This window comes from Kumtagia sp., from assembly GCF_059502445.1.
Genome location: NZ_JCACER010000030.1, coordinates 17,477 through 40,122, shown reverse-complemented (window position 1 = coordinate 40,122; position 22,646 = coordinate 17,477). Strand labels below are relative to the sequence as shown.

Below are 22,646 nucleotides of genomic sequence, written 5' to 3'. Positions count from 1 at the left end.
CCATTGCGGCCAGCAACTCCCCCTCCCCCTTGAGGGGAGGGGTTAGGGGTGGGGGTAAATTCCATACGCGATTGCCCTGCCCGTCTGCCAGCAACGGGAACCGCCGAAGGCGGTGGAGGGGGCGGTTCGTCGCGACAATTTCCAGACGAACACGCTTGGCCAAAACCAAACCCGGCAGGATGACCAAAACCGCCCTCATCCCGCTATTCCTCCGCGCGTGGGATCATCACTTCCACCCGCCTGTTCTTGGCCCGGCCCTCGGCCGTCCGGTTGCTCTCGATCGGCTCGTCCTCGCCGCGGCCCGCCACGCTGACGCGGCCGGGATCGGAAAGGGTCGGCGCGATCACCTTCTCCACCGCCTTGGCGCGCGCCACCGACAGGTCGAAGTTCGACTTGAAGGCGCCGGACGGTTTTGGCTTCACATTGTCGGTGTGGCCGATGACGTGGATCGGTCCCGGCTCCCGGTCGAGCGCGGCGGCGATGCGCTGGGCGACCGGCGCGAACTCCTTGCGCACGTCGGCGCGGCCGGAGGCGAACAACAGAAGGTTGTTGACCTGCACAACGATGTTCTCGCCGACGGCGACGACGTCGAGGCCGCCGGCCTCGATGTCGCCGGCGAGCGCGGCGCGGATGCGCTGCAGCTGCGTGGTGTTGCCGAGGTCCGGACCCTCGAACGGCGCGAAGGCGCCGCGCTCGATGGTCACCGGCTCGGACGGGTTGAGCGCGATCAGCCGCGCCGCAAGCGCCTCGCCGTCGGCGCTGATGAGGAAGCGCAGCAGCAGATAGACGCCGACAAGTGCTGCGCCGACGACGCCGGCGATCGCCCACAGCGGGATCGCCGCGCCGACGCTCTTCATCAGCTTGGCCATGCCCTGCCAGCGCGGCGAGATGTCGTCGTCGTTGCGGGTCCTGAGATGCCTGAGCGTCTGGTAGACGTCGCGCCGCCAGCGCTGCAATTCGACGTCGCCGCCCGCCGCACCCCGGTACTGGCCCTCGAAGCCGAGCGACAGGCAGGCATGCATCAGCTCCAGCAGGTCGTAGCGCGGCGCCGGGTTGGCAAGAATCTTCTTCAGTTCCTCGAAGAAGCCGACGCCCGAGGTGCGCACCTGGAAGAACTGCGCCAGCATGGAATACTGCATCCACACATGCCGGTCGGTGCCGGGCAGGTTCTGGACGATGTCGTCGGCGGTGCCGCACAGCGCGTATTTGGCGACCATGATGTCTTCCGGCGCCACCCCCGCCTCGCCCGCCTTCTTCTCGAAGTCGCGTATCTCCTGCGCGACATGGCTCATCAGCGGCACGGCCTGCATGTCGATGATCATCAGCCTGAGACGGCCGAGCAGGATGAGCAGCGGCGCGGCCGCGGCCGTCAGCGGATTGGCGGCCGCATATTCGCCGCCGTCGCGGGCGTTCAGCGCCACGTCGAGCGGGATCTTCTCGTGCGGGGTGACGGGCTCCTGCGGCTGGCCGGCATCGGGGAAGAAGACGTTGGCGCGCGCCGCGCGCATCCAGTCGTCGGGATCGGGCATGCCGTAACGCGCCTGGTCGCCAGTCGATGGCATCGGCGAATAGGGCGGATAGGACGGTGCCGGATAGGGCGACCGCGGCGGCATGCCCGGCGCCGGCGCGGCATGAGCGGGCTGCTGCGGGGCGCGCGGCGACGGCGTGGCGATGACGGTGGCGCTGGAGGACGGCGGCGGGCCGGGGACGGGTGCCGCGCCCGCCTGGCCCGGCGCGGGACGCAGCGGGTCCGGCCGCGGACGGCCCGCCGGGTTCGGACGGATGACCGTCTTGCCGCCGGAGCCGAACGGGTCGTCCTTGCCGCTCATCTGCGGTCTTCCACGATCGCCCACAGGTCGAGCACCAGGCCCGGCCAGTCGCCGGCGAAATGCAGGCCCATGCCGCTCGCCACGCTGAACTCGGGCCATAGCGCCGACGACTTGTCGAGGTAGAAGTAGACGTGGTCGGAGATGGCGCGGATCTGGCGCGGCGGCGTCGGCATGTGCACCAGCTCGATGCCGGGCAGGTGCGTCTGCACGATCTCGTTCATCTTGGTGTTGGGGCCGACCTTGCACAGCGCCGGGAACTGCTGCTGCACCTGCGACAGCGGTTTTGCCGCCGCCACCTCGACCACGAAGGTGGCATTGCGGAAGAGCTGGCGGTCGGGCACGGTGGCGACGAAGGCGTTGGGCGCCTTCTCCACCAGGTTGAGGCGGATGGCGCGGCCGATGTCGAGGCTGAGCAGGCGCTGGATGTCGGACAGCACCGGCTCGAACACGGCGTCGAGCGCGTCCTGGTCGTAGTCGGCGTATTCGGGGGCCAGCCGCTTGGCCGAGAAGGTCCACAGCTCGCCGGAGATGCGCAGCAGTTCCTTGTAGAACTCGACCGGATGGACGAATTGCGAGGCGCGCATGTGCTTCACCACGTTGATCTCGCGGTTCAGCATCTGCAGCATGAAATAGTCGAAGGTCTGCAGGCCGCCGCCCGAGCTCGGGTCGGCGGCGTAGCGCGACAGCGTCTCCAGCTTGGTGTCCATCCAGCCGATCACCCGCTCGACCCAGCCGGCGACGACCGGATGCGCCTGCGTGGCGATCACCGGCGGGGCGAAGGTCTCGTCGAAGACGATGGTCTTGTCGCGCACCTCGAGGATGCGGGCGACGCGGAGGCAATGCGCGCCGGGCTTGGCGGTCTTGCGGATCTCGAAGGTGGCGCGCGGATGGGCGACCTCGATCTCCTGCTCGACATGCATGCCCGAGGAGGAGTCGACGATGGTCTCGATGTCGCGGACATAGCGGCTGCCCGACGTGCCCTCGGCCATGTCGACCTCGCGGCCGTTCACCACCGCCGCCGGCAGCACCAGCCAGACGACCTGCTTGTCGACGCCGGCCGGCACGTCGATCGGCTCCGGCAGCGGGCTGGAGCCCGGCATGTCGAAGGGCGTGCCGTCCTGGAAGATGCCGCTGGCGCGCCGCAGCGCGAACTTGTTCTGCTGGGCGAGGTCGCGATCGATCTCGATCTGCGCGAAACCCCAAGGATAGGCACCGATCTGCCGCACCCTGTTCTCAAGCAGACGCTCGAAATAGCGATCGTTCTGCTGGAAATGATGCTGGCGAAGAAACAGCCCTTCCGACCACGCTACCTTGCTATACCATGACATCTTGGCGGTCGGTCTCCAGTGGCAAGCTCGCTTTCGCTACAGTATCAGAATCGCGAAGAATCCGCTCGCGATTTGGTGGAATGTTCTTCTGGCATCGACTGCCCCTGATCTGCACGGTATCGGGAAGACGCCACGGCTATGGCCCGATGATCACGGTCGGCTCGCCCATGGCGATGAAGTCGGGCGGGCCGAAAGCTTCCACGATCATGTCGCCGGCCCGGCACGCCGGCAGGCCGTTGATCAGCACGGTAGGCGAGCCGGTGACGACGACGCCCGGCCCGTGCGGCGGCGGCAGCGGGATCGGCGCCATGTGCACGCAGGCGTGGATGTCGGCGCCGCCGGCCGAGGCCAGGATCGCCGCGCTCATCGCCGCCGCCTCCGCCGCCTTGCCCGCTTCCTCGGCGGCCTTGGCGGCCGGCAGGCCCGGCGTCCCGGCCGCCGCGACGGTCGCCGCCTGGTAGCCGATCACACGTGCATCGGACGCCGCCTTCGCCGCCTGTAATCCCGCGGCGGCGGCCAGCGGCATGCCACGCCATGCCGGCTTTTTGCCGATCAGCACGGTGATCGCGCCCGGCCCCGGCATCAGCATGCCGGGCAGCAGGTGGATCACCGGATCGAGCGTCCTGGCAGCAGGGCCCATCGGCATTTTGACAGCTCCAGTCTAACGAACAGACGGCGTTCCCCTCCGCAGGAAGCGAAGGGCTGAACGTTCGACGTGATCCTGGCTTCAGCCCCAGCCGCCGCCGGGATCGCCGCCGCCGTCACCGCCGCCCGGGCCACCGCCTCCGCCACCTCCTCCAGCACCGCCCCCGCCGGCGCCGCCGGGCCGTTCCGTCGCTATCTTCGGCTTTGGCCGCATCGGCTTGGCGGTCGCGGGCGTCGCCGCAGCCTTGCGCGGCCGCTTGGCCTTCGGCTTCTGAGTGGTCTGCGGCGCGTAGTAGACGGGTTTCGGGGCCACCGTCTGCTGCTTGAACGGCGACAGGATCGTGTCCTCGACGCTTGCGCAACTGACCAGCGCGGTCGTTGCCATTCCCATAACGACATAAGTCAAGAACCTGCGCATCGAGACTGCCTCCAAATCGCCTGACGGTCGGTCAGAGCATGTCCAGCCGGGGCGTCGACTGGACCCATTCGTGCCGCACGATCTCGGCGAACAGGTCGACCGGATCGGACGGCGGCTTGCTTCCCAGAACATCCGCCGCGGCGGCGCGGGCCTTCGGGCCGAGCTTGCCGTCGACGTCGACGCCGGCGGCGCCAAGCCGCACCAGCGTCTTCTGCAACTCGGTGACCAGCCGTTCCCGCGGGACCGCCGCCAGCCGGGCGCGGGCATCGTCCGACGCCTTGCCGGCCTTGCGCGCCACCGCCAGGCCGTAGAGGCGCAGCGCCTCGTCCGGATCGGCGGCGAGCGACGGCTCGGCGCTGATGATCTCGGCGGCGTAGAAGGCGCCCCAGCCGTCGCCGCGCACCGCGCTTTCGCGGAACAGCTTCAGCAATGCCGCCTGGTCGGTCCTGCCGGCCTTGCGGTCCATCAGCGCCATCAGCGTGCCGGCATAGGGGTGGAGCTTGCGGTTCGCCTCGTCGAACATCCTGTAGGCGCGCGCCGCATCCTCCTTCACGAAGACGCCGTCGCGATACATCATGCCGAGATTGACCTCGCCCCAGATGTCGCCGCGGTTGGTCGAGGTCTCGAACATCACATAGGCGCGCTCGATGTCCCTGGGCACCCGGTTGCCGTATCGGTACTCGGCGCCAAGCTGATTGAGCGCATAGGTGTGGCCGGATTCGGCCGCCTTGTTGAGCAGCTCGATGCCGCGGCGGACATTGGCCTTGACGCCCTTGCCGTCGAGCAGGGCACGGCCGAGCGAATACTGGCCATAGGGATCGCCGCGGCGGGCCGCCGCCTCGAACAGCGGGATCGCCTTCTTCGGGTCGAGCTCGACCGCCGCGCCGAGCTGGTAGAGCCGGCCGAGGAACTGCCCGGCGCGCACATGGCCGCCGTCGAGCGCTTCCCGCACCATCTTCAGCGCGCCGGGAAAATCTCCCTTCGCATAAAGCACGCGGCCGTACTGGAACTTGAAGCGCGGGATCTCCGGGAAATCCGCCACAGCCTCGCCGCAGGCGGCCAGCGCCTCGTCGATGGCGATGTCGTTGGGCAGCACGCCCTCGGTGACGGCCTGGATGTCGAGCGGCTCGGCGGCGAGGCGGTCGCAGGCATTGACCTCGGCGTCGACGGTGATGACGACGGGCTTCGCCTCGGGCGCGGTGACGACCGGCTTCAGCACGATCGCGGCCTCGGCGTCGCTGCGGTGGATCGCCGGCCGGATGCGCACCTTCGGCAGGTCCTCGGCCTTGACCAGGTCGCCCAGCACCAGCAGCTCGCCGCCCACGGCGACCTGCGCGGACGGGTCGCGCTGCTCGACGCGCAGCCACCCGGTCGGCCGGCCGGCGCCGAGCTCCAGCGTCGGGACCGGCGTGAAGCCGGTGCCGACGTCGCTGCTGACGGTCAGCTTCACCGGCGTGATCGCCTTGGTGATGCTGGCGCTGTCGTCGTTGGAGGCGACGACGACCGGTTTCTCGGCCGTCGCCGGAACGCTGGCGTCGAAGACGATGGCGACGGCGCCGTTGGCGCTCTGGCCGGTGTCCGACTTGATCGTATAGGGCAGCAGCTCGACCGGCTTCTGGCCGGCATCGGTGGCATAGACGATGTCGTCGATGCGGTCCGCGGCGATCGGCGTGCCAGGCTGCACCGTCTTGTCGTCGAGCAGCAGGATGCCGGCCCGCGGCGCCTTCTCGAAGGTCGCGGTCAGCGTCATGCCGCTGCTGGCGATCGGCGGCTGGATGTTGAGCGCCACGCGGGTGGCATCGGCGCCGACGCGCACTTCCGTGACGCTCTCGCCGAGCACCAGGACTTCCTGCGCCGAGACGAAATAGAACTGCGAGGTGAGGCTGGAGACGTCCCACGGCACCTGGCGCCCGCCGGTCTTGTCCATGACCGCGGTACGCACCATGGTCAGGACCTCGCGCACCTCCTTGTTGGGGCTGAGCGCCTTTTCGGCGAAGGCGCCGGCGAACGGGCTCAAATCGCCGCCGCCGTCATAGGCGACGTCGTTGGGGGCGGTGGAATAGACGATGAGCGAGCCCTGCTTCGGCGTCAGCGAGGCGAGGCCCTTCTTGCCGGCCACGTCGATCTTCTTGTCGCCGAGATAGTAGTACTGGTTGCGGAACGGGTTGTCGCGGCAGGCGTCGAGCACGAGGATCTGCAGCCCCGAGGTGGCGCGCATGTAGTCGAGCAGGCTGTTGACGTTGTAGCTCTGCACTTCAAGGTCGTAGGACGAGCTCAGGCTGGCGTCGACGGGAATGATGAAGTTCTGGTCGGCGACCTGGACCGCGTGGCCGCTATAGTAGAAAAGCGCCACGTCGCCGTCGTTCAGCGTCTGCAGGAATTCGCGCACCGTCCGCTCCAGGCCGGCCTTGTCGACGTCCTTGCCGATGGTCACCTCGAAATTGGCGTCGCGCAGCACCGCGCCGATCCGCTCGGCGTCGTTGACGGCATTCGGCAGCTTGGGAAGGTTCGCGTAGCCGGAATTGCCGATCACCAGGGCGGCGCGCCGGCCGTGCACCGGCTCGCCTGCGGCAAGCGCGGGATCGGCGGCCAGGTCCGCCAGCGCGATCAGGGCAAGGAACACAGTTGCAATACGAAGTATTGCCAACCATGACCGGCAGGAGGCAGGCAGAAATTCCATCCGGTCACCTCGATCCGGAAAGCAGCTGTAAATCTACGCCCTTTGCAGCCTCACATAAAGATGATTCAGAACGGTGTCGCGTCGCGTTATTTTTGTTGCGAGCATCCAGGAATCTCGCGCTCTCGTTGCAGACTCGTGAATCTCTTTTTTTCGCTTTCCTGCCGAAACTTGACACGCGGTGATTGAAAAAGCTTGCGGGCGCGCAACCTCCGTTGCACGCCCGCAAATTGTTCTGCGTTGTACTTGTCTATACGGCCCGTCAGGCCGGGACGGCCTTTTTGGCGTCCAGCCGGTCGATGGCCTCGACATTGCCGGCGGACGGCCCCTTCGGGTCGAATTCGGAGGCGAGCCAGGTGTCGGCGATCGCCTTGGCGAGTTCCGGCCCGATGACGCGGGCGCCCATGGTGATGATCTGGGCGTTGTTCGACTTGGCCGCGCGCTCGGCCGAATAGGTGTCGTGGGTCAGGGCGGCGCGGATGCCGGGCACCTTGTTGGCCGAGATGCAGACGCCGATGCCGGTACCGCAGAACAGGAAGCCGCGGTCGAACTTGCCGTCGACGATGTCGCGCCCGACCTTGTCGGCAAGGTCTGCATAAAAGCCGGACTGGCTGAGGTCGGTCACCTCGATCTCCGGCTTGCTCTTCAGATGCGCGGCGATCACGTCGAGAAGCGGCTTGCCGGCGCTGTCGGCTCCGAGGACGACCTTCATGCTATTCTCCTTCACTGGCCCGGCGGAGCGGCGCTGCCGTCCGGCGGCGATTGCATTCACCGGTCGAGATATTCCGCCGCGGGCCGCGGTTCAATAGGCCGGCGGCGACATGCCAGCGCCGGACCCCTCGAACCGGCGGGTGGGAACGATCCCATCGCCGGGGCCGTGACCTTCACGGAGCCGGCCCGCTCCGTCGGCAACCCCTCAGCCTTTCCGCCATTCTCCTTCCAGGCTCTTCAAGAACCGGTCGAAGACCGGATCGAAACGGTCCGGCGAATCCCAGAACGGCGCGTGGCCGGATTTGTCGATCACGTGCTTCCTGCCCTCCCACAGATTGGAGAAGGGGATGGTGTCGACGAAGGCGACATTGACGAAGGGCTCGTTGGCGCCGTTGAAGACCGCGATCGGCGGCGTGTCGCCCAGGATGATCCGGCTCTGGTCGCGGCCGACGCCCTCGGCGAACTTGCCCAGCATCAGCTTTCGCGCACGCCCGTCGGTGCGCTTCACCGCGTCGTAGAGCAACTGGTCGTAGGGTTCGCCGCAGGTGCTGCGGGCATAGGCGTCGATGTCCTCCGGCGAGAAATGCTCCTTTCCCGCCAGTCCCATATGCGGGCTCGGCAGAAATCCCTTGCCGAGATCGGCGGCCGAGACCGGCGGCGTGCCGGTGATCATGAGGCCGAGCATGCCCTTGTAGAGGCCGATCATCTCCAGCCCGATATGGCCGCCCAGCGACCAGCCGAAGATCGCCGCCCGCTCATGGCCCAGCTTCAGCATCGCCTCGGTGAAGGCGTCGGCATAACCCGGCATGTTGTAAGTGCGGTCGGGGTCGAGCGCATCGTCGGACTCGCCGTGCCCCGGCAGGTCGATAGCGATCAGGTGAAAATCCCGCCCGATCCGTCCATCGAACTGGTTGCGGAAGACCTCGCCGCAGGAGGAGTTGCCGTGGATCATCAGCACCGGCATGCCGGCGCCGTCGGTCTCGCGCACGGCCAGGATGCCGTGACTGGTCTCGATCCTGGATTTCTTCGTCGCCACCCCAGCCTCCATTGTTCCCGTTCGGGCGGTTGCACACAAATCCATCACACACCGGCACGCGTCCGCCGGATAGGCAAAACTGCGCGAGGAGCATGAAAATATCTTTTCAGATTGTCCCGCATGTGCATAGATTGTCAATCATTCAACCTAGCAAACACACGCAACAGGGGAACGTGTCATGATCTGCAACGCCGTGGGCCGCCGGGTCCGCCAACTGGTCCTGGGGGCGTCCGTCGCGGCGCTTGCCGCGGCCGCCTCCACCACCGCCCTCGCCGACACCATCAAGATCGGGCTGCTCGCGCCGCTCACCGGCCCGGCCGCCGCCGATGGCCAGGAGTTCCAGCGCGGCGCCCAGCTCGCCATCGACGAGATCAACGCCGCCGGCGGCTTCGACGGCAACACCTTCGAGCTGGTGGTCGGCGACGTGAAGGACCAATCGGCCGGCAACGTCACCTCGGCGGTCGAGCGGCTGCTCGGCGATCCCGACGTGCATTTCATGACCACCGGCTACGCCAGCCTGACCAATTTCGAGATCGACAACATGGCCGAGGCGGAGATGCCCTATGTCATCTCCGCTACCTCGCAGCAGACACGCGACATCATCGCGCCCGATCCGGAGAAATACGGCTGCTGCTGGTCGCTGACGCCGTCCTTCGACGCCTACAACACCGACGTCACCTATTTCGTGGAGAAGCTCGCGGCCGACGGCAAGATCCAGCTGCCGACGAAGAAGGTGGCGATCATCTCCTCCGACAACGCCTATTCCAAGACCATCTCGGAAGGCATGAAGAAGACTTTTACCGAGAAGGGCTGGACCATCACGGTCGACGAGCTGGTGCCGTTCGGCGAGGTCACCGACTGGCGCGCCATCCTGGCCAAGGTGCGCGAGAACGTGCCGGACGTCGTCATCAACACCGACTACCTGCCCGGCAACTCCGCCTCCTTCCTCAACCAGTTCATGGAGCAGCCGACCAAGAGCCTGGTGTTCCTGCAATACGCGCCGAGCGTGCCGGAATTCGTCGAGCTGACCAAGAAGAACTCCACCGGAATCATCTACAACCTGCTGGGCGGGCCGCTGACCACGCCGAAGAACCCGCGCGCCGCCGAGATCGCCGACAAGTACAAGGCGAAATACGGCGTCGAGAGCGGCACCTATGGCGTCGCCCTCTACGAGACGGTCTATCTGTATCTCGACGCGCTGAAGAAGGCCGGCGACGCCACCGACCATCAGGCCGTCATGAAGGCGCTGGGCGAGACCGACAAGCAGGTCGCCGCGGGCCGGCTGAAGTTCGATCCTGCGACGCACCTCGCCATACAGGGCGACGACTTCATCCCGATCACCTTCTTCCAGATCTGGGACGGCCAGCGCACGCTGATCTCGCCGACGCAGTACGCCACCGGCGAGTTCAAGATCCAGCCGTGGATGCAGTGACGCATGGCACTGCTGGAGCTTGACGGCGTCTCTAAGGCCTTCGGCTCGCTGAAGGCCGTGGACGGCGTCTCCTTCAAGGTCGAGGCCGGCGAAATCTTCGGCATCGCCGGCCCCAACGGCAGCGGCAAGAGCACGCTGTTCAACGTCATCACCGGCATTCCCTTCGGGCCGGACCGCGGCACCGTCCGCTTCGACGGCACCGAGATCCAGGGTTGGCGCGGGCACCGCATCGCCCGGCTCGGGCTCGCCCGCACCTTCCAGCGCGAGACCAGCTTCGACGGGCTGACCGTGTTCGAGAACGCGCTGATGGGCTCGAGCTTCGGCGCGGCGAGCCAGCCGGCCGCCGCGGCGCGGGAAGCGGCAGCCGAGGCGCTGGAATTCGTCGGGCTCGGCGCGGAAAATTTCGGCCGCCCGGCCGGCGAGCTGTCCGTGTTCCAGCGCAAATGCCTGATGCTCGCCACGGCGATCGCCATGAAGCCGCGAATGCTGCTGCTCGACGAGCCCGCCTCCAGCCTGACCAAGCCGGAGATCGACAGCTCGATCGAGCTCATCCGCCGCACCGCGGCGCGGGGCATCACCATCCTGCTGATCGAGCACGTGCTGACCTTCCTGATGAGCCTGTCGCAGCACCTGCTGGTGCTCAACCAGGGCACCGTGCTGGCGCTCGGTGAGCCGCGCGCTGTGATTTCCGACGCGCGCGTCGTCGAGGCCTATCTCGGCACGCGCAGGGCGGCCGCGTGAGCGCGCCGATGCTCGACGTCGCCGGGCTCGTCGCCGGCTACGGCCGCGTCACGGTGCTGGGCGGCATCTCGATGCAGGCCGGCGGCTTCGGCAATGTCGGCCTGTTCGGCCCCAACGGCCACGGCAAGACGACGCTGCTGCGCGCCGTCTCCGGCCTCTTGAAGCCGCGCGGCGGCTCGATACGATTCGACGGCGAGGACATCACCGGCCTGTCGCCGCGAGCCATCGTCGGCAAGGGCCTCATCCATGTGCCTCAGGGCAACACGCTGTTCCCCGACCTCACCATCGCCGACTGCCTGGCGCTCGGCGCCTATTCGCCGCGCGCCCGGCCGCACGAGGCCGCCAACCGGGACAAGGTGCTGACGCTCTTTCCGAAACTGCGCGAGCGCTGGCGCCAGCGGGTGCGCACGCTGTCGGGCGGCGAGCGCCAGATGGTGTCCATCGGCACCGCGCTGATGAGCCACCCGAAGCTGCTCGTCCTCGACGAGCCGACGCTCGGCCTGGCGCCCAAGATCAAGGACGAGCTCTGCAGGTCGGTGCTCGACATCTCGAAGAGCGGCGTGCCGCTGATCGTCGTCGAGCAGGACGTCGAGTTCCTGCTGGAGCTCAGCAAGCACCTCTATTTCATCAATCACGGCCAGGTGGAGACGGAGATCAAGCCGGGCGAAAGCCTCGCCCACTCCGACATCATGGCCATGTATTTCGGACACTAGCGAGCCATGAACACCGCGGCGGACATCCTTTTCGGCGGCCTGTTCCAGGGCTCGCTCTATGCCATGATGGCGGTCGGCCTGGCGCTGGTGTGGACCACCATCGGCGTCTTCAATTTCAGCCACGGCGTCTTCATGATGCTCGGCGCCTATCTCGCCTGGCAGTTCGTCGCCTGGGGGCTTCCCGCCTACGTCGCCTTCCCGCTCGCCGTCGCCGGGATGGCCGGCGCCGGCTGGCTGCTGCAGGCGACCGTGGTGCGGCCGCTGATCGGCCGCGCCAACCTGGTGCTGGTGGTCGTCATCACCACGCTCGCCGCCGGCTCGCTGATCGAGAACGGCGCGCTGGTCGTCTGGGGGCCGCGCTCGAAACAGGTCCCGCCGCTCTTGGAAGGTAACATCGCGCTCGGCGGCATCGGCGTGTCGCTGCACCAGATCGCCATCATCGTCATCACCCCGATCATCCTCGCCGCCCTGTGGTTCTTCCTCACCCGCACGCGTCTCGGCCTGGCGCTGCGGGCGGTGGCGCAGAACGAGGACGCCAGCCGGCTCGTCGGCCTCAACGTCACCATGCTCTACGCGCTCGCCTTCGGCATCGCCGCCGCGCTTGCCGCGCTCGCCGGCATCTTCCTCGGCGGCTACCGCTTCATGACCCCGGTGATGGGCGCCGACCCGCTGCTGAAAGCCCTCATCGTCGTCGTCTTCGGCGGCATCTCCAGCATTTCCGGGCCGATCTTCGCGGCCTACGTGATCGGCTTCTTCGAGGCGATATGCAGCTACTACTTCGGCCTCTACTGGACGCCGGCACTGCTCTTCGCCGCGCTGATCCTGACCTTGATGGTCAAGCCCGAGGGCCTGTTCACCAGCGGGCGCAGCCGGGGGCTCGCATGAGCGCCGCCGAGCTTACCGACGCGCAGGACCGGCGCGCGCCGGCCGGCGCCGCGCCCGTCGGCCCCGGTCGCGTGCCCTGGCGGCGCGAGGCGGTGGCGATGCTCGTCGGCTTCGCCGTGCTGGCGCTGCTGCCCTTCGTCTTCACCGACAGCTACAGCCGCCACGTGCTGATCATGGTGTTCATCTACGCCGTCGTCGCCTCCAACTGGGACTTGAGCCTCGGCTATGGCGGCGTCTTCAACTTCGGCCACATCGCGCTGTTCGGCATCGGCGTCTACGCCTACAGCCTGCTGACGAAGCTCGCCGGCATGGATCCGTGGATCGCCATGGCGGCGGGCGGCGTGTCCGCCGTCGTCGCGGCGGTCGCCGTCACCATCCCCATCCTCAGGCTGAAGGGCATCTACATCATCCTGGTCACCTTCGGCTTCGCCCAGCTGGTCATGCAGGTCATCATCAGCCAGTCCGAATATACCGGCGGCACGCAAGGGCTGGTGCGCATCCCCACGCTCTACGTCTTCGACCACAACATGGTGCGCGACGCAAAGTTCGCCTATTTCTACATCGCGCTCGGGCTGCTCGTGCTCTCCACCGTGTTCCTGCGCGCCTTCGTGCGCTCGCGTGCCGGCATCAGCATCGTGGCGCTGCGCGACAACGAGGAATATGCGGTCAGCCGCGGCATCTCGCTGGTCAGGCAGCGGCTGATCACGCTGGCGGCCAGCGCCTTCTTCACCGGCGTCGCCGGCGCCTTCTATGCCGCCTACCAGCGCAACGCCTCGGTGGAAGTGTTCGGCATGAGCCTCGCCACCATCATCCTGTCGATGGTGCTGCTCGGCGGCACCGGCACCATCTACGGGGCGATCATCGCCGCCTTCGTGCTGACGGTGTTTTCCGAGGAGATGGCCGATTTCGGCGCCTGGCGGCCGATGATCACCGCCGTGCTCATCCTCGTCGTCATGCTCGCCTATCCCGGCGGCATTTTCGGCATGCTGAAGAGCGCAACGGGCGTGTTTTCGCGGCGCGGGTCTCCGCCTTCCTGACTTTCGCGCTGCCCCTCACTGTCCTGCCATCTCTCCCCGCAAGCGGCATGACGATCGCATATGAGATTACCCCCACCCCTAACCCCTCCCCACAAGGGGGAGGGGACCGGCTGGCGTCTCCGCCGAGCACTAATCGTCGATGGTTATGCGTTGCATAGCGGCCGCAAAGTCCCCCTCCCCCTTGTGGGGAGGGGTTAGGGGTGGGGGTATACGGCCGAGCAGCGGTACCTGAAATCCCATATGCGATTGGCCTGCCGCAAGCGGGGAGAGATGTCCGGCAGGACAGTGAGGGGTGACGCGCAGGCTCGAACTCGTGGCGGCGGCCCATTCATATTTCCGCCGCTTGTGCCTCAGCAGATCATTGCCGACCGCTAGACCCGGCCTCGGTCAGATAGCGCTCCGCGAGCGTCGCCCAGTAGCGGATGCCCACCGGCAGGACCTCGTCGTTGAAATCGTAGCGCGGGTTATGAAGCTGGCGCGGCGCCGCTTCTCGTTCATTGCGGGAACCAAGGAAAACATAGCATCCCGGAGCCGCGCCGAGCATGAAGGCGAAATCCTCGGCGCCCATGACGGGCTGCATCGTCGCGTTCACCGCCCCCGAAACCTCCCGGGCGACGCTTGCCGCGAACTCGGTTTCATCAGCCGTATTGCGCAGCACCGGATAGCCGCGCTCGAACAAAAATTTATGGCTGGCGCCGCCGGCTTCGGCGGCGTTGCGCACAATCCTTTCCAGCCCGGCCTCGAACTGATCGCGCACCGCGTCGTTGAGCGTATAGACCGTGCCGCGCACGACCGCCTTGTCCGGCGTCACATGCACGCTCTGCCGGTCGGCCGGATTGCCGCTCTGGAACTGCGTGATCGACAGCACGACCGGCTCGGCCGGGTTGACGTAGCGCGCCTTGAAGGCATGCATGTCCTGGACGATACCGGCGGCGATCAGCAGCGGGTCCGCCACCGCATACTGGGTGGCCGGATGGGCGAGCGCGCTGCCGATGCGGACCTCGAACGTGTCGATCGACGCCAGCATCGGGCCGGGACGCATCATGAAGCTGCCGAGCGGCGCCGACGGCAGATTGTGCAGCCCGAACACCGCCTGCACCGGAAACTTTTCGAACAGGCCGTCCTTCACCATCAGATTGCCGCCGCAGCGTTCGTCGCCCGTCTCCTCCGCCGGCTGGAAGATGAAGTGCACCGTGCCGTCGAAATCGCCGTTCCTGGCAAGGTGTTTTGCCGCGCCGAGCAGCATCGCCATGTGGCCGTCATGGCCGCAGGCGTGCATCTTGCCGTCCACGGTCGAGCGATGGTCGACCGCGTTCTCCTCCTGGATGAACAGCGCGTCCATGTCGGCGCGCAGGCCGACTGCGACCGGACTGGTGCCCCGCTTCAGCGTGCCGACCACGCCCGTCCCGCCGAGCCCGCGATGCACCGCGATGCCAAATTCCTCAAGCTTTGAGGCGACGAAGTCGGCGGTGCGATGCTCGTCGAAGGCCGTCTCGGGATGGGCATGCAGATGCCGCCGCCACCTTGTCGCCTCTTCGACGAGGCTGTTGTCGAGTGGGGATGAGCTCATATGCGCCTCTTTCGGTTGCGGCTCGTCTTGCGTCTGTCAGGCCTTGACCCCGCACCAGTCGATCACGCTCGCGGCGATTACCTTTGCGCTCCTCACCAGCGACTCGATGTCGACATATTCGTCGGTCGAATGGAACCCGTCGCCGGCGGGCCCGTAGATCACGCCGTCGACACCGGCGCCGGCGTAATGCGCCGCGTCGCAGACGGCGATGAAACCCTTCATCGTCGGCGCCTTGCCGGCGGCCGCCGCCCGCTTCATCAGCGAGGCGACCAGCGGGTGGTCGGGCGCGGTGTTCATCGGCGGGAAATGCAGGCCACCCAGATCCCATTCGATTTTTATCGGGTTCTTCCTCAGCCAGTCGTCCATGGCGCAGAAGCTGGCGACGAACTCCTCGAAATCCTTGCGGTACTGTTTCGAGGTCTCGTCCGGCAAAAACTTCATGTCGAGGTCGAGCACCGCCGCGTCGGGGATGATCGCCGGGTTGGTCATCACCGTCGGCAGGCCGTTCTCGCCGATGCCGGTGCCGCCCCACATGACACCGATGTTGATGGTGTTCATGCCGGCCGGCAGCAGCGGATGCGAGCGGGCGCGCACGCGGTTCTGCTCGAACAGGTGAACAGCCTCGATGAAGCGCGCGGCGATGTCGATGGCGTTCACTGCCGGCACCAGCCGATCCGCCGTGTGCTGCTGCGGATAGATCTCGTTGAAACGGAAGGCCGAATGGCCGTTGCGGCCGCGGATGGTCACGCGCGCCCATTCCAGTCCGCCCTCGGCCGGAAACACGTCGCCCCAGCTCGGCTCGGCCACCAGGATCGCCTTGGCGAGCTTGCCGCGGCGGACATTGTCGATGGCGCCGCCACCGCCCGCCTCCTCGTCCACCACCGAGTGGAAGGCCAGCCGCCCGTCCAGTCTTATGCCGGCGCGGTTGACGGCGCGCATGGCCGCCACGCAGGCCGCCACGCCGCCCTTCATGTCGATCGAGCCGCGCCCATACAGTCTTCCGTCGCGGATCTCGCCGCCGAAGGGGTCGACCGTCCAGTCCTTCAGCGCGCCGGTCGGCACCACGTCGATGTGCCCGCACAGGATCAGACTTTTCTCCTCCGTGCCGGGCTTCTCGCCGATCAGGTTCGGCCGGCCTGGCAGCGCGTCGAATTTTTCCGTGGCAAAACCCTCGTCCTTGAGGATCGGCTCCAGCAGTGCCTGCACGTCGCCCTCGCGGTTCAGCCCATCCGCCGTTTCGAATTTCGGATTGACCGACGGGATGCGGACGAGGTCGCGCGTCAGGTTGATGACGAAGTCGCGGTCCTTCTCGATGAAATCCTGCAGCGCCTTGATGGTGGCTTCGGTGTCGGACATGGGTATCTTTCGGATCGAGGCCTCAGCGGCCGGTTAGCGTGTGGGTTCGCCCGGCAACGGCTGGCGGCGCCGGGCTGCGGGGATCATGAAACCGCCGGACGTCACGGACTGGTCGCCGCCGCGATGCGGTCGCCGGGGCTTTTGCCGCGCTCGGCATCCTCGCCGCCGTCGAGCGTCACGGCATTGGCGCTGCGGATCGTCTCGATGTCCTCGATGCGGCGGCGGATCGAGGCGCCGTGCAGGCCGAGCGCATGCGCCACCACCGCCTCGATCTGCGCCACGCAGGAAGCCGAGGTGTCGAAGGGCGAATCGGCGTCGATCGCTGCAACCATGGTCTGGTCGGCGAATTCGGCGATCGGCGACAGCCATGGATCGGTGAACAAGAGGATGCCGACGCCGCGCTCATGCGCCTGCCGGGCAAAGCCGACCACGTCCGCCTGGTAGCGGCGGTAGTCGAACACCACCAGAAGATCGCGCTTGCCCAGGTCGAGCAGCATGTCGAAATCCGCCGGCGACAGTTTCTCCATGTCGCGGACGCCGCTGCGCATCTGCACCAGGTAGCCGGCCAGCATCGAGGCGACATGCCGGCTGAAGCGGCCGCCTAGCAGCACCACCTGTCCCTTGGCCTCGAGGATCATCGAGACCGCGCGGGTGTAGGCCTGCGAGGGGGTCTGGGTGCGCGTGCGCTCGAGGCTTTCGGCGACAGAATTGTAATAGCCCAGCGCCGTGCCCTCGCTGGCATTGGCCGGCCGCTTCGCCTCCATCATCAGCAGCGGCGAATGCAGCCGCGACTCGACCTCCTCCAGCAGCTTCGACTGGAAATCCGAGAATTTTCCATAGCCGAGCTTGATCATCAGGCGCATGACGGTCGGGTCGCTGACGCCGGCCTGGCGGGCGAGCCGCGTCGCCGTGCCCAGGCCCGACATCGGGTAGTCGGCCAGCAGCACCTGCACGATCTTCTGCTCCGCCGCGGTCAGGGCCAATTGCGTATGCGCCAGCTCTTCGCGGATCGACACCGCTCCTCCCTGCATCTCCGTGCCGTTGATGGATAAATTACAAGACTGATGCGGTTTGTCAATTTTGGAATTTTTTCTACATCGCCCGGCGACAGCCGGAGCGAGGCATGGAGCGGTCGCGGCGTCACGGGCGAGCCAGCACCGTTCACCTCGCTCTTGATCGGCGGACCAAGGTCTGCCCATTCTGCCGGCCAATCCGAGAAGAGCCGCCATGCCCAGCCTGCCGACCGACTATCCCGATTTCGGCCTCACCCCCGAGCAGCGCCGCGAGGCGGTGTACGGCCACTATTACGAATATCCGGGCATGGACGGCGGGCGCGGCGAGATCTGGTGCTATTCCGACCGGTTTTCCTATGCGCCGGGCGAGACCGCCGTCCTGTTCGTCAGCGCGACCGCGCCGCGCTTCGACCTGGAAGTCGCCCGCGACGGCGCGGGGCCGGTGAAGGTGTTCGAGCGGCGCGGCATCGCGGCGTCCTGGCAGGACACGCCCGACCAGTGCTCGGTCGAGGGCTGCGGCTGGAGCGCAACACTGGAAGTCATGATCGACGAGAGCTGGCCGTCCGGTGCCTACCGGCTGACCTTGACGGCGGAAGGGCGGGACGGCCGGCCCATCGCCTCGCATCATCTCTTCATCGTCCGTCCGCCCCTCGGCCGCAGGCCTGGACGCATCCTGCAGATCGCGGCGACCGGCTCGTGGACGGCCTACAACACATGGGGCGGCTCCAACCACTACCAGGGCATCACCGGGCCTGCGCGCAACCAGTTCGCGACCCATGTGAGCACGCAGCGCCCATGGTGCCGGGGTTTCGTCGTGCTGCCTGAAGGCGCGCCGCGGGTGCCCGTCGAGGCGATCGTGCCGCCGCTGGCCGAGCCGCGTTATCCGCACATGGAATGGGCGTTCGCCACCGGGCATTCGAAGAAATATGCCTCGGCCGGCTGGGCGAGCTATGACGGGCTTTTCTTCCGATGGGCCGAGCGTCAAGGCTACGCCGTCGATCTCGCCACCCAGCACGAGTTGCACTTTTCGCCCGAAATCCTCGACGGCTACGACTGCGCCGTGTTCGTCGGCCATGACGAATACTGGACCTGGGAGATGCGCGACGCGGTCGACGCCTTCGTCGAGCGGGGCGGGCGGGCAGCGCGCTTCGCCGGCAACTTCCTCTGGCAGACGCGGCTGGAGGACGAGGGGCATAGACAGGTCTGCTACAAATACCGGGCGCGCAAGGAGGACCCGGTCGGTCGCGGCGCCGACACCAGCCGCACCACCAATGCCTGGGAGGCGCCGGAGGTCGGCCGGCCCGGCGCGCTCACCTTCGGCCTCAACGCGACCGCCGGCGTCTATGCCGGCTGGGGCGGCTGCCTGCCGCGCGGCGTGCGCGGCTTCCCCGTCTACCGCCCGGAGCACTGGGCCTTTTCCGGCACCGGACTCTACTACGGCGACGTGCTCGGCGCCGAGAGCCACATCTACGGCTACGAGGTCGACGGGCTGGACTGCATCGTGCGCAACGGCCTGCCCGAGCCGACCGGCATCGGCTCGCCGCCCGACGGCGTGCAGATACTCGCCATGGGCATGGCCTCGCTGGTCGAGGAAAGCCCCGGCGTGGCGCCCGGCTGGCTGAACGACGAGGACGCGGTCTTCACCGCCGAGACGCTTCATGGCGAGGCGACGCCCGAGACCATCGACAAGGTCAAGCGCGGCAACGGCATGATCGTCAACTTCTCCAAAGGCAATGGCGAGGTGTTCCACGCCGGAAGCTGCGAGTGGGTCGCCGGCCTGCTGCGCAGCGATGCGATGGTGGAGAAGGTGACCCGCAACGTGCTGGACCGGTATTTGGGGAAATAACGATCAGTGACAGAAGCAAGGGCTTTGAAATAGCTTGGCCAAGGAGAGCCCCGGTTAACCCCCTCTCCGCCTCGCTTCGCTCGGTACCTCTCCCCCACTTCGTGGGGGCGAGGTACCCAAGCTGGACGAGCACCGGCCTTCCGGCGGCGGTTCCTCGCCCCCGCCATGCGGGGGAGCGGTGCCGAGCGAAGCGAGGCGGAGAGGGGGCTTACCGGGGTCATCGAAAGCAGGTCCGCAGTTCATGAGCATCAGCCCGCGCGAGGAAGCCATCACCCCCCGCCCCTCCAACCTCTTCTACCTGGCCAGCCTGCGCCGGCCGGTGGTCGAGCGCGCCGAGGGCATCCATGTCTGGACACGGGACGGGCGCCGCTTCATCGACGGCTCCAGCGGGCCGGTGGCGGTCAATCTCGGCTACGGCAATCCCGCGGTACTGGAAGCGATGCGCCGGCAGATGGAAAAAACCACCTTCGCCTACCGCCTGCATTTCGAGAACGAGCCGGCGGAGCAACTGGCCACCACCCTGGCCGAGCGGCTGCCGGCCGGGCTCGACCGCATCTTCTTCGTCTCCGGCGGCTCGGAGGCGGTGGAAAGCTGCATAAAACTGGCAAGGCAATGGGCGGTCGCCACCGGCCAGGGCGGCCGCTGGAAGGTGATCGCCCGCATGCCCTCCTATCACGGCGGCACCTACGGCTCGCTCGCCGTCACCGGCGATGGGTTTTTGACCGACAGCTTCGCCGGGCAGATCCGCATGATGCCGACCGTGCCGGCGCCGACCGCCTATCGCGACCGCGACAATCTTTCGATGGAGGAGCGCGGACTGCGCTATGCCGACATGCTTGAGGAAAGGATCGTCGCCGAAGGACCGGAAAGCGTTCTGGCCTTCATCATGGAGCCGATCGGCGGCGCGGCGACCGGCGCGCTGGTGGCGCCCGACAGCTATTATCCGCGCATCCGCGAGATCTGCGACCGCCACGGCATCCTGCTCATCCATGACGAGGTGATGAGCGGCATCGGCCGCACCGGAAAGCTGCTCGGCGGCGACCACTGGCACTGCCGGCCGGACATCGTCTCGCTGTCGAAGGGCATCGGCTCCGGCTACGCTCCGCTCGGCGCGCTCGCCGCGCCACGGCGCATCGTCGAGCCGGTGCTGAAGATGGGCGGCTTCCAGCACGGCCATACCTATGCAGGCAACCCGCTCGCCTGCGCCGCCGGGCTGGCGATCATCGGCGAGATGGACCGCCTCGGGCTGATCGACAACGCGGTGGCCATGGGTGAGCTGCTGATGGACGGGCTGCGCGGCCTGGCCGCGCGCTTCCCCCTCATTGCCGACGTGCGCGGCAAGGGACTGCTGACGGCGATCGAATATGCCGACCGCGAGACCTTCGCGCCGCTGCCGGCGGACTGGAAGATCGGCCAGCGGGTGCTCGACGCCGCCTATGAGCGCGGCCTGATCGTCTATTCCAGGCGGGTGAAGGGCGGCGTGCAGGGCGACTACACCATGGTCGCGCCGCCGCTGATCGTCACGCGCACCGACATCGCCGAGATCGTGTCGATCCTCGGCGACGCCATAGGGGCGGTCGCCCGCGATCTGCCCGTTGCCGGCTGAGGAGGGAAGCGTGGCGAAGCAAGCCAGAAAAGTCGTCATCACCTGCGCCGTCACCGGCTCCGTGCACACGCCGTCCATGTCGCCCCACCTGCCGGTGACGCCGGACCAGATCGCGGCCGAGGCGATCGCCGCGGCGGAAGCCGGCGCGGCGATCCTGCACCTGCACGCCCGCGATCCGCGGGACGGCCGGCCGACCGCCGACCCGGCCGTGTTCATGCAGTTCCTGCCGCGCATCAAGCAGGCGACCGACGCGGTCATCAACATCTCGACCGGCGGCTCCTCGCTGATGAGCCTGGACGAGCGGCTCGCCGCCGCCACGCAAGCCCAGCCGGAAATGTGCTCGCTGAACATGGGCTCGATGAACTTCGCGCTGTTCCCGATGCTCGACCGCCCGCGCGAATGGCAGCACGAGTGGGAACCGACGCTTTTGGAAGCGACCCGCTCCACCATCTTCAAGAACACTTTTGCCGACATCGAGACCATTCTCGAGCGGCTGGGGAAAGGCTTCGGCACACGCTTCGAATTCGAGTGCTACGACGTCGGCCATCTCTATTCGCTCGCGCATGTCCGCGATCGCGGCCTCGTCGAGCCCCCCTTCTTCATCCAGTTCGTGCTGGGCATCCTCGGCGGCATCGGCGCCGATCCCGACAATCTCGCCCATATGAAGCGGATCGCCGACAAGCTGTTCGGCGACGACTACCGCTTCTCCGTGCTGGCGGCCGGCCGCGCCCAGATGCCGCTGATCACCATGGCGGCGGCGATGGGCGGCAACGTCCGTGTCGGGCTGGAGGACAGCCTGTACGACGGCCGCGGGCTCGCCCGCTCCAACGCCGACCAGGTGAAGCGCATCCGCGCCATCCTCGAAGGACTGTCGCTGGAGGTGGCGACACCTGAAGAGGCGCGGGCGATGCTGGCGCTCAAGGGCGGCGACAAGGTGGCGTTTTGAGTTTTGACGACGCGGCAATGACTATGCTTGTTTCCCTTCGCACCCCCCTCTGGCCTACCGGCCATCTCCCCCGCAAGGGGGGAGATCAGCCGGCCGTTTTCGTTTCGCCAATCACAAGCGCTGGAGATCGGGCGGCGAGCCTGAAGCTGCCAATCTCCCCCCTTGCGGGGGAGATGGCCGGCAGGCCAGAGGGGGGTGCGAAGGGATGCCCTCGGATGCGGTGCCTGGGCGTCCGGCCATGAACAAGGATCGTTCGACCGTCCAAAGAATCCTCATCCGTCCGGCCACCGTTGCGGATGCGGAACGGATCCACTCCTCCGTCCTCGGAATTGCCCGTGTCATGGACGGGGTGGACAAGGTCCGCTGCACGGTCGCCGACCTCGTCGAATACGGCTTCGGCCCCGATCCGCATTTCGAGGCCGTCATCGCCGAGGTGGACGGCTCCTATGCCGGCATGTGCCTGTTCTTCCGCAGCTTCTCGACCTGGCAGGGCCGGCCCGGCGCCTATGTGCAGGATCTCTTCGTCGACGATGCGTTTCGCGGCCTCGGCGTCGGCGCGAAGCTGCTGCGGCGGGTCGCGGCGATCACCCGCGACCGTGGCGGCTCGTATCTGCGGCTTTCCGTCGACGTCCAGAACAGCGCCGCGCAGGCCTTCTATACACGCATCGACATCACCGTTTCGGATACGGAACAAATCCATGCGGCCTATGGCGAGGCCTTTCTCAATCTCGCCGCCGCCGACAGCCCGCCGGGCGGGACCCTGAAGAGGACCGGGAAGCAGACATGAAAGCCTGCGGCGCCCGCGCCGCCTGTGCGCCGCTTTCCCGGCCGCTCCATTCCGAGCCTCCCGGCTGGGC

Annotated in this window: 19 protein-coding genes; 9 read left to right on the top strand and 10 right to left on the bottom strand. The window is 67.2% G+C overall.

From position 1 onward, the window contains the following. Positions 1-203: 203 nt before the first annotated feature. The 7 genes from tssL to AC5JDC_RS12775 all read right to left on the bottom strand — a co-directional run bounded on the left by tssL (position 204) and on the right by AC5JDC_RS12775 (position 8,644). Entirely contained in the window at positions 204-1,829 is a 1,626-nt protein-coding gene (tssL, locus tag AC5JDC_RS12805) for a type VI secretion system protein TssL, long form (RefSeq protein ID WP_495841688.1), read from the bottom strand. After that, entirely contained in the window at positions 1,826-3,157 is a 1,332-nt protein-coding gene (gene tssK / locus AC5JDC_RS12800) for a type VI secretion system baseplate subunit TssK (RefSeq protein ID WP_495841687.1), read from the bottom strand. Before tssK ends, tssL begins: the two co-directional genes overlap by 4 nt. Before the next feature lie 136 nt (positions 3,158-3,293). Beyond that, positions 3,294-3,803, bottom strand: a complete 510-nt coding sequence (locus AC5JDC_RS12795) for a PAAR domain-containing protein (RefSeq protein ID WP_495841686.1) — start codon at positions 3,801-3,803, stop codon at positions 3,294-3,296. Between the two features lie 81 nt (positions 3,804-3,884). After that, positions 3,885-4,220 carry a hypothetical protein gene (locus AC5JDC_RS12790; protein ID WP_495841685.1) on the bottom strand — a complete coding sequence of 112 codons (336 nt, stop codon included), beginning with the start codon at positions 4,218-4,220 and terminating at the stop codon, positions 3,885-3,887. Between the two features lie 31 nt (positions 4,221-4,251). Next, positions 4,252-6,843: a caspase family protein gene (locus AC5JDC_RS12785; RefSeq protein WP_495841684.1), complete on the bottom strand. Its 2,592-nt coding sequence runs from the start codon at positions 6,841-6,843 to the stop codon at positions 4,252-4,254. Between the two features lie 316 nt (positions 6,844-7,159). After that, positions 7,160-7,609 (bottom strand): D-erythrulose-4-phosphate isomerase, encoded by a 450-nt coding sequence (derI, locus tag AC5JDC_RS12780; RefSeq protein WP_495841683.1) that lies wholly within the window; start codon positions 7,607-7,609, stop codon positions 7,160-7,162. A gap of 204 nt (positions 7,610-7,813) precedes the next feature. After that, on the bottom strand, positions 7,814-8,644 hold the full coding sequence (locus tag AC5JDC_RS12775; protein WP_495841682.1) for an alpha/beta fold hydrolase: 831 nt from the start codon (positions 8,642-8,644) through the stop codon (positions 7,814-7,816). 178 nt (positions 8,645-8,822) lie between these two features. On the opposite strand from AC5JDC_RS12775, the gene AC5JDC_RS12770 reads away from it, so the two are divergent. From AC5JDC_RS12770 to AC5JDC_RS12750, 5 genes are read left to right on the top strand one after another with little or no spacing between them, the layout of a single operon-like run. Continuing rightward, positions 8,823-10,076, top strand: a complete 1,254-nt coding sequence (locus AC5JDC_RS12770) for an ABC transporter substrate-binding protein (protein ID WP_495841681.1) — start codon at positions 8,823-8,825, stop codon at positions 10,074-10,076. A gap of 3 nt (positions 10,077-10,079) precedes the next feature. Continuing rightward, on the top strand, positions 10,080-10,817 hold the full coding sequence (locus tag AC5JDC_RS12765; RefSeq protein WP_106773851.1) for an ABC transporter ATP-binding protein: 738 nt from the start codon (positions 10,080-10,082) through the stop codon (positions 10,815-10,817). Further along, positions 10,814-11,530 (top strand): ABC transporter ATP-binding protein, encoded by a 717-nt coding sequence (locus tag AC5JDC_RS12760; RefSeq protein ID WP_495841680.1) that lies wholly within the window; start codon positions 10,814-10,816, stop codon positions 11,528-11,530. Before AC5JDC_RS12765 ends, AC5JDC_RS12760 begins: the two co-directional genes overlap by 4 nt. A 6-nt stretch (positions 11,531-11,536) precedes the next feature. Beyond that, the gene (locus AC5JDC_RS12755; RefSeq protein WP_495841679.1) at positions 11,537-12,415 is read left to right on the top strand and encodes a branched-chain amino acid ABC transporter permease; all 879 of its coding nucleotides are present in this window, start codon (positions 11,537-11,539) and stop codon (positions 12,413-12,415) included. Continuing rightward, the gene (locus AC5JDC_RS12750; protein WP_495841678.1) at positions 12,412-13,452 is read left to right on the top strand and encodes a branched-chain amino acid ABC transporter permease; all 1,041 of its coding nucleotides are present in this window, start codon (positions 12,412-12,414) and stop codon (positions 13,450-13,452) included. The genes AC5JDC_RS12755 and AC5JDC_RS12750 overlap by 4 nt, the downstream gene beginning before the upstream one ends. A gap of 358 nt (positions 13,453-13,810) precedes the next feature. On the opposite strand, the gene AC5JDC_RS12745 is transcribed toward AC5JDC_RS12750, so the two are convergent. The 3 genes from AC5JDC_RS12745 to AC5JDC_RS12735 form a co-directional block, all read right to left on the bottom strand. After that, on the bottom strand, positions 13,811-15,022 hold the full coding sequence (locus AC5JDC_RS12745) for an amidohydrolase (RefSeq protein ID WP_495841677.1): 1,212 nt from the start codon (positions 15,020-15,022) through the stop codon (positions 13,811-13,813). A 36-nt stretch (positions 15,023-15,058) separates the two neighbouring features. After that, a complete protein-coding gene (locus tag AC5JDC_RS12740; protein ID WP_495841676.1) occupies positions 15,059-16,378 on the bottom strand; it encodes a M20 family metallopeptidase in 1,320 nt (439 codons plus the stop codon). A 101-nt stretch (positions 16,379-16,479) separates the two neighbouring features. Then, positions 16,480-17,394 (bottom strand): MurR/RpiR family transcriptional regulator, encoded by a 915-nt coding sequence (locus AC5JDC_RS12735; protein WP_495841675.1) that lies wholly within the window; start codon positions 17,392-17,394, stop codon positions 16,480-16,482. A gap of 211 nt (positions 17,395-17,605) precedes the next feature. Here AC5JDC_RS12735 and AC5JDC_RS12730 point away from each other — a divergent pair, with 211 nt between their 5' ends. The 4 genes from AC5JDC_RS12730 to AC5JDC_RS12715 all read left to right on the top strand — a co-directional run bounded on the left by AC5JDC_RS12730 (position 17,606) and on the right by AC5JDC_RS12715 (position 22,576). Then, the gene (locus AC5JDC_RS12730) at positions 17,606-19,237 is read left to right on the top strand and encodes a N,N-dimethylformamidase beta subunit family domain-containing protein (RefSeq protein ID WP_495841674.1); all 1,632 of its coding nucleotides are present in this window, start codon (positions 17,606-17,608) and stop codon (positions 19,235-19,237) included. A 241-nt stretch (positions 19,238-19,478) separates the two neighbouring features. Beyond that, the gene (locus AC5JDC_RS12725; RefSeq protein ID WP_495841673.1) at positions 19,479-20,843 is read left to right on the top strand and encodes an aminotransferase family protein; all 1,365 of its coding nucleotides are present in this window, start codon (positions 19,479-19,481) and stop codon (positions 20,841-20,843) included. Positions 20,844-20,853: 10 nt separating this feature from the next. Further along, positions 20,854-21,789 carry a 3,5-dioxohexanoate:acetyl-CoA acetone transferase gene (kce, locus tag AC5JDC_RS12720; protein ID WP_495841672.1) on the top strand — a complete coding sequence of 312 codons (936 nt, stop codon included), beginning with the start codon at positions 20,854-20,856 and terminating at the stop codon, positions 21,787-21,789. Positions 21,790-22,129: 340 nt separating this feature from the next. Then, entirely contained in the window at positions 22,130-22,576 is a 447-nt protein-coding gene (locus AC5JDC_RS12715; protein WP_495841671.1) for a GNAT family N-acetyltransferase, read from the top strand. Positions 22,577-22,646 lie beyond the last annotated feature (70 nt).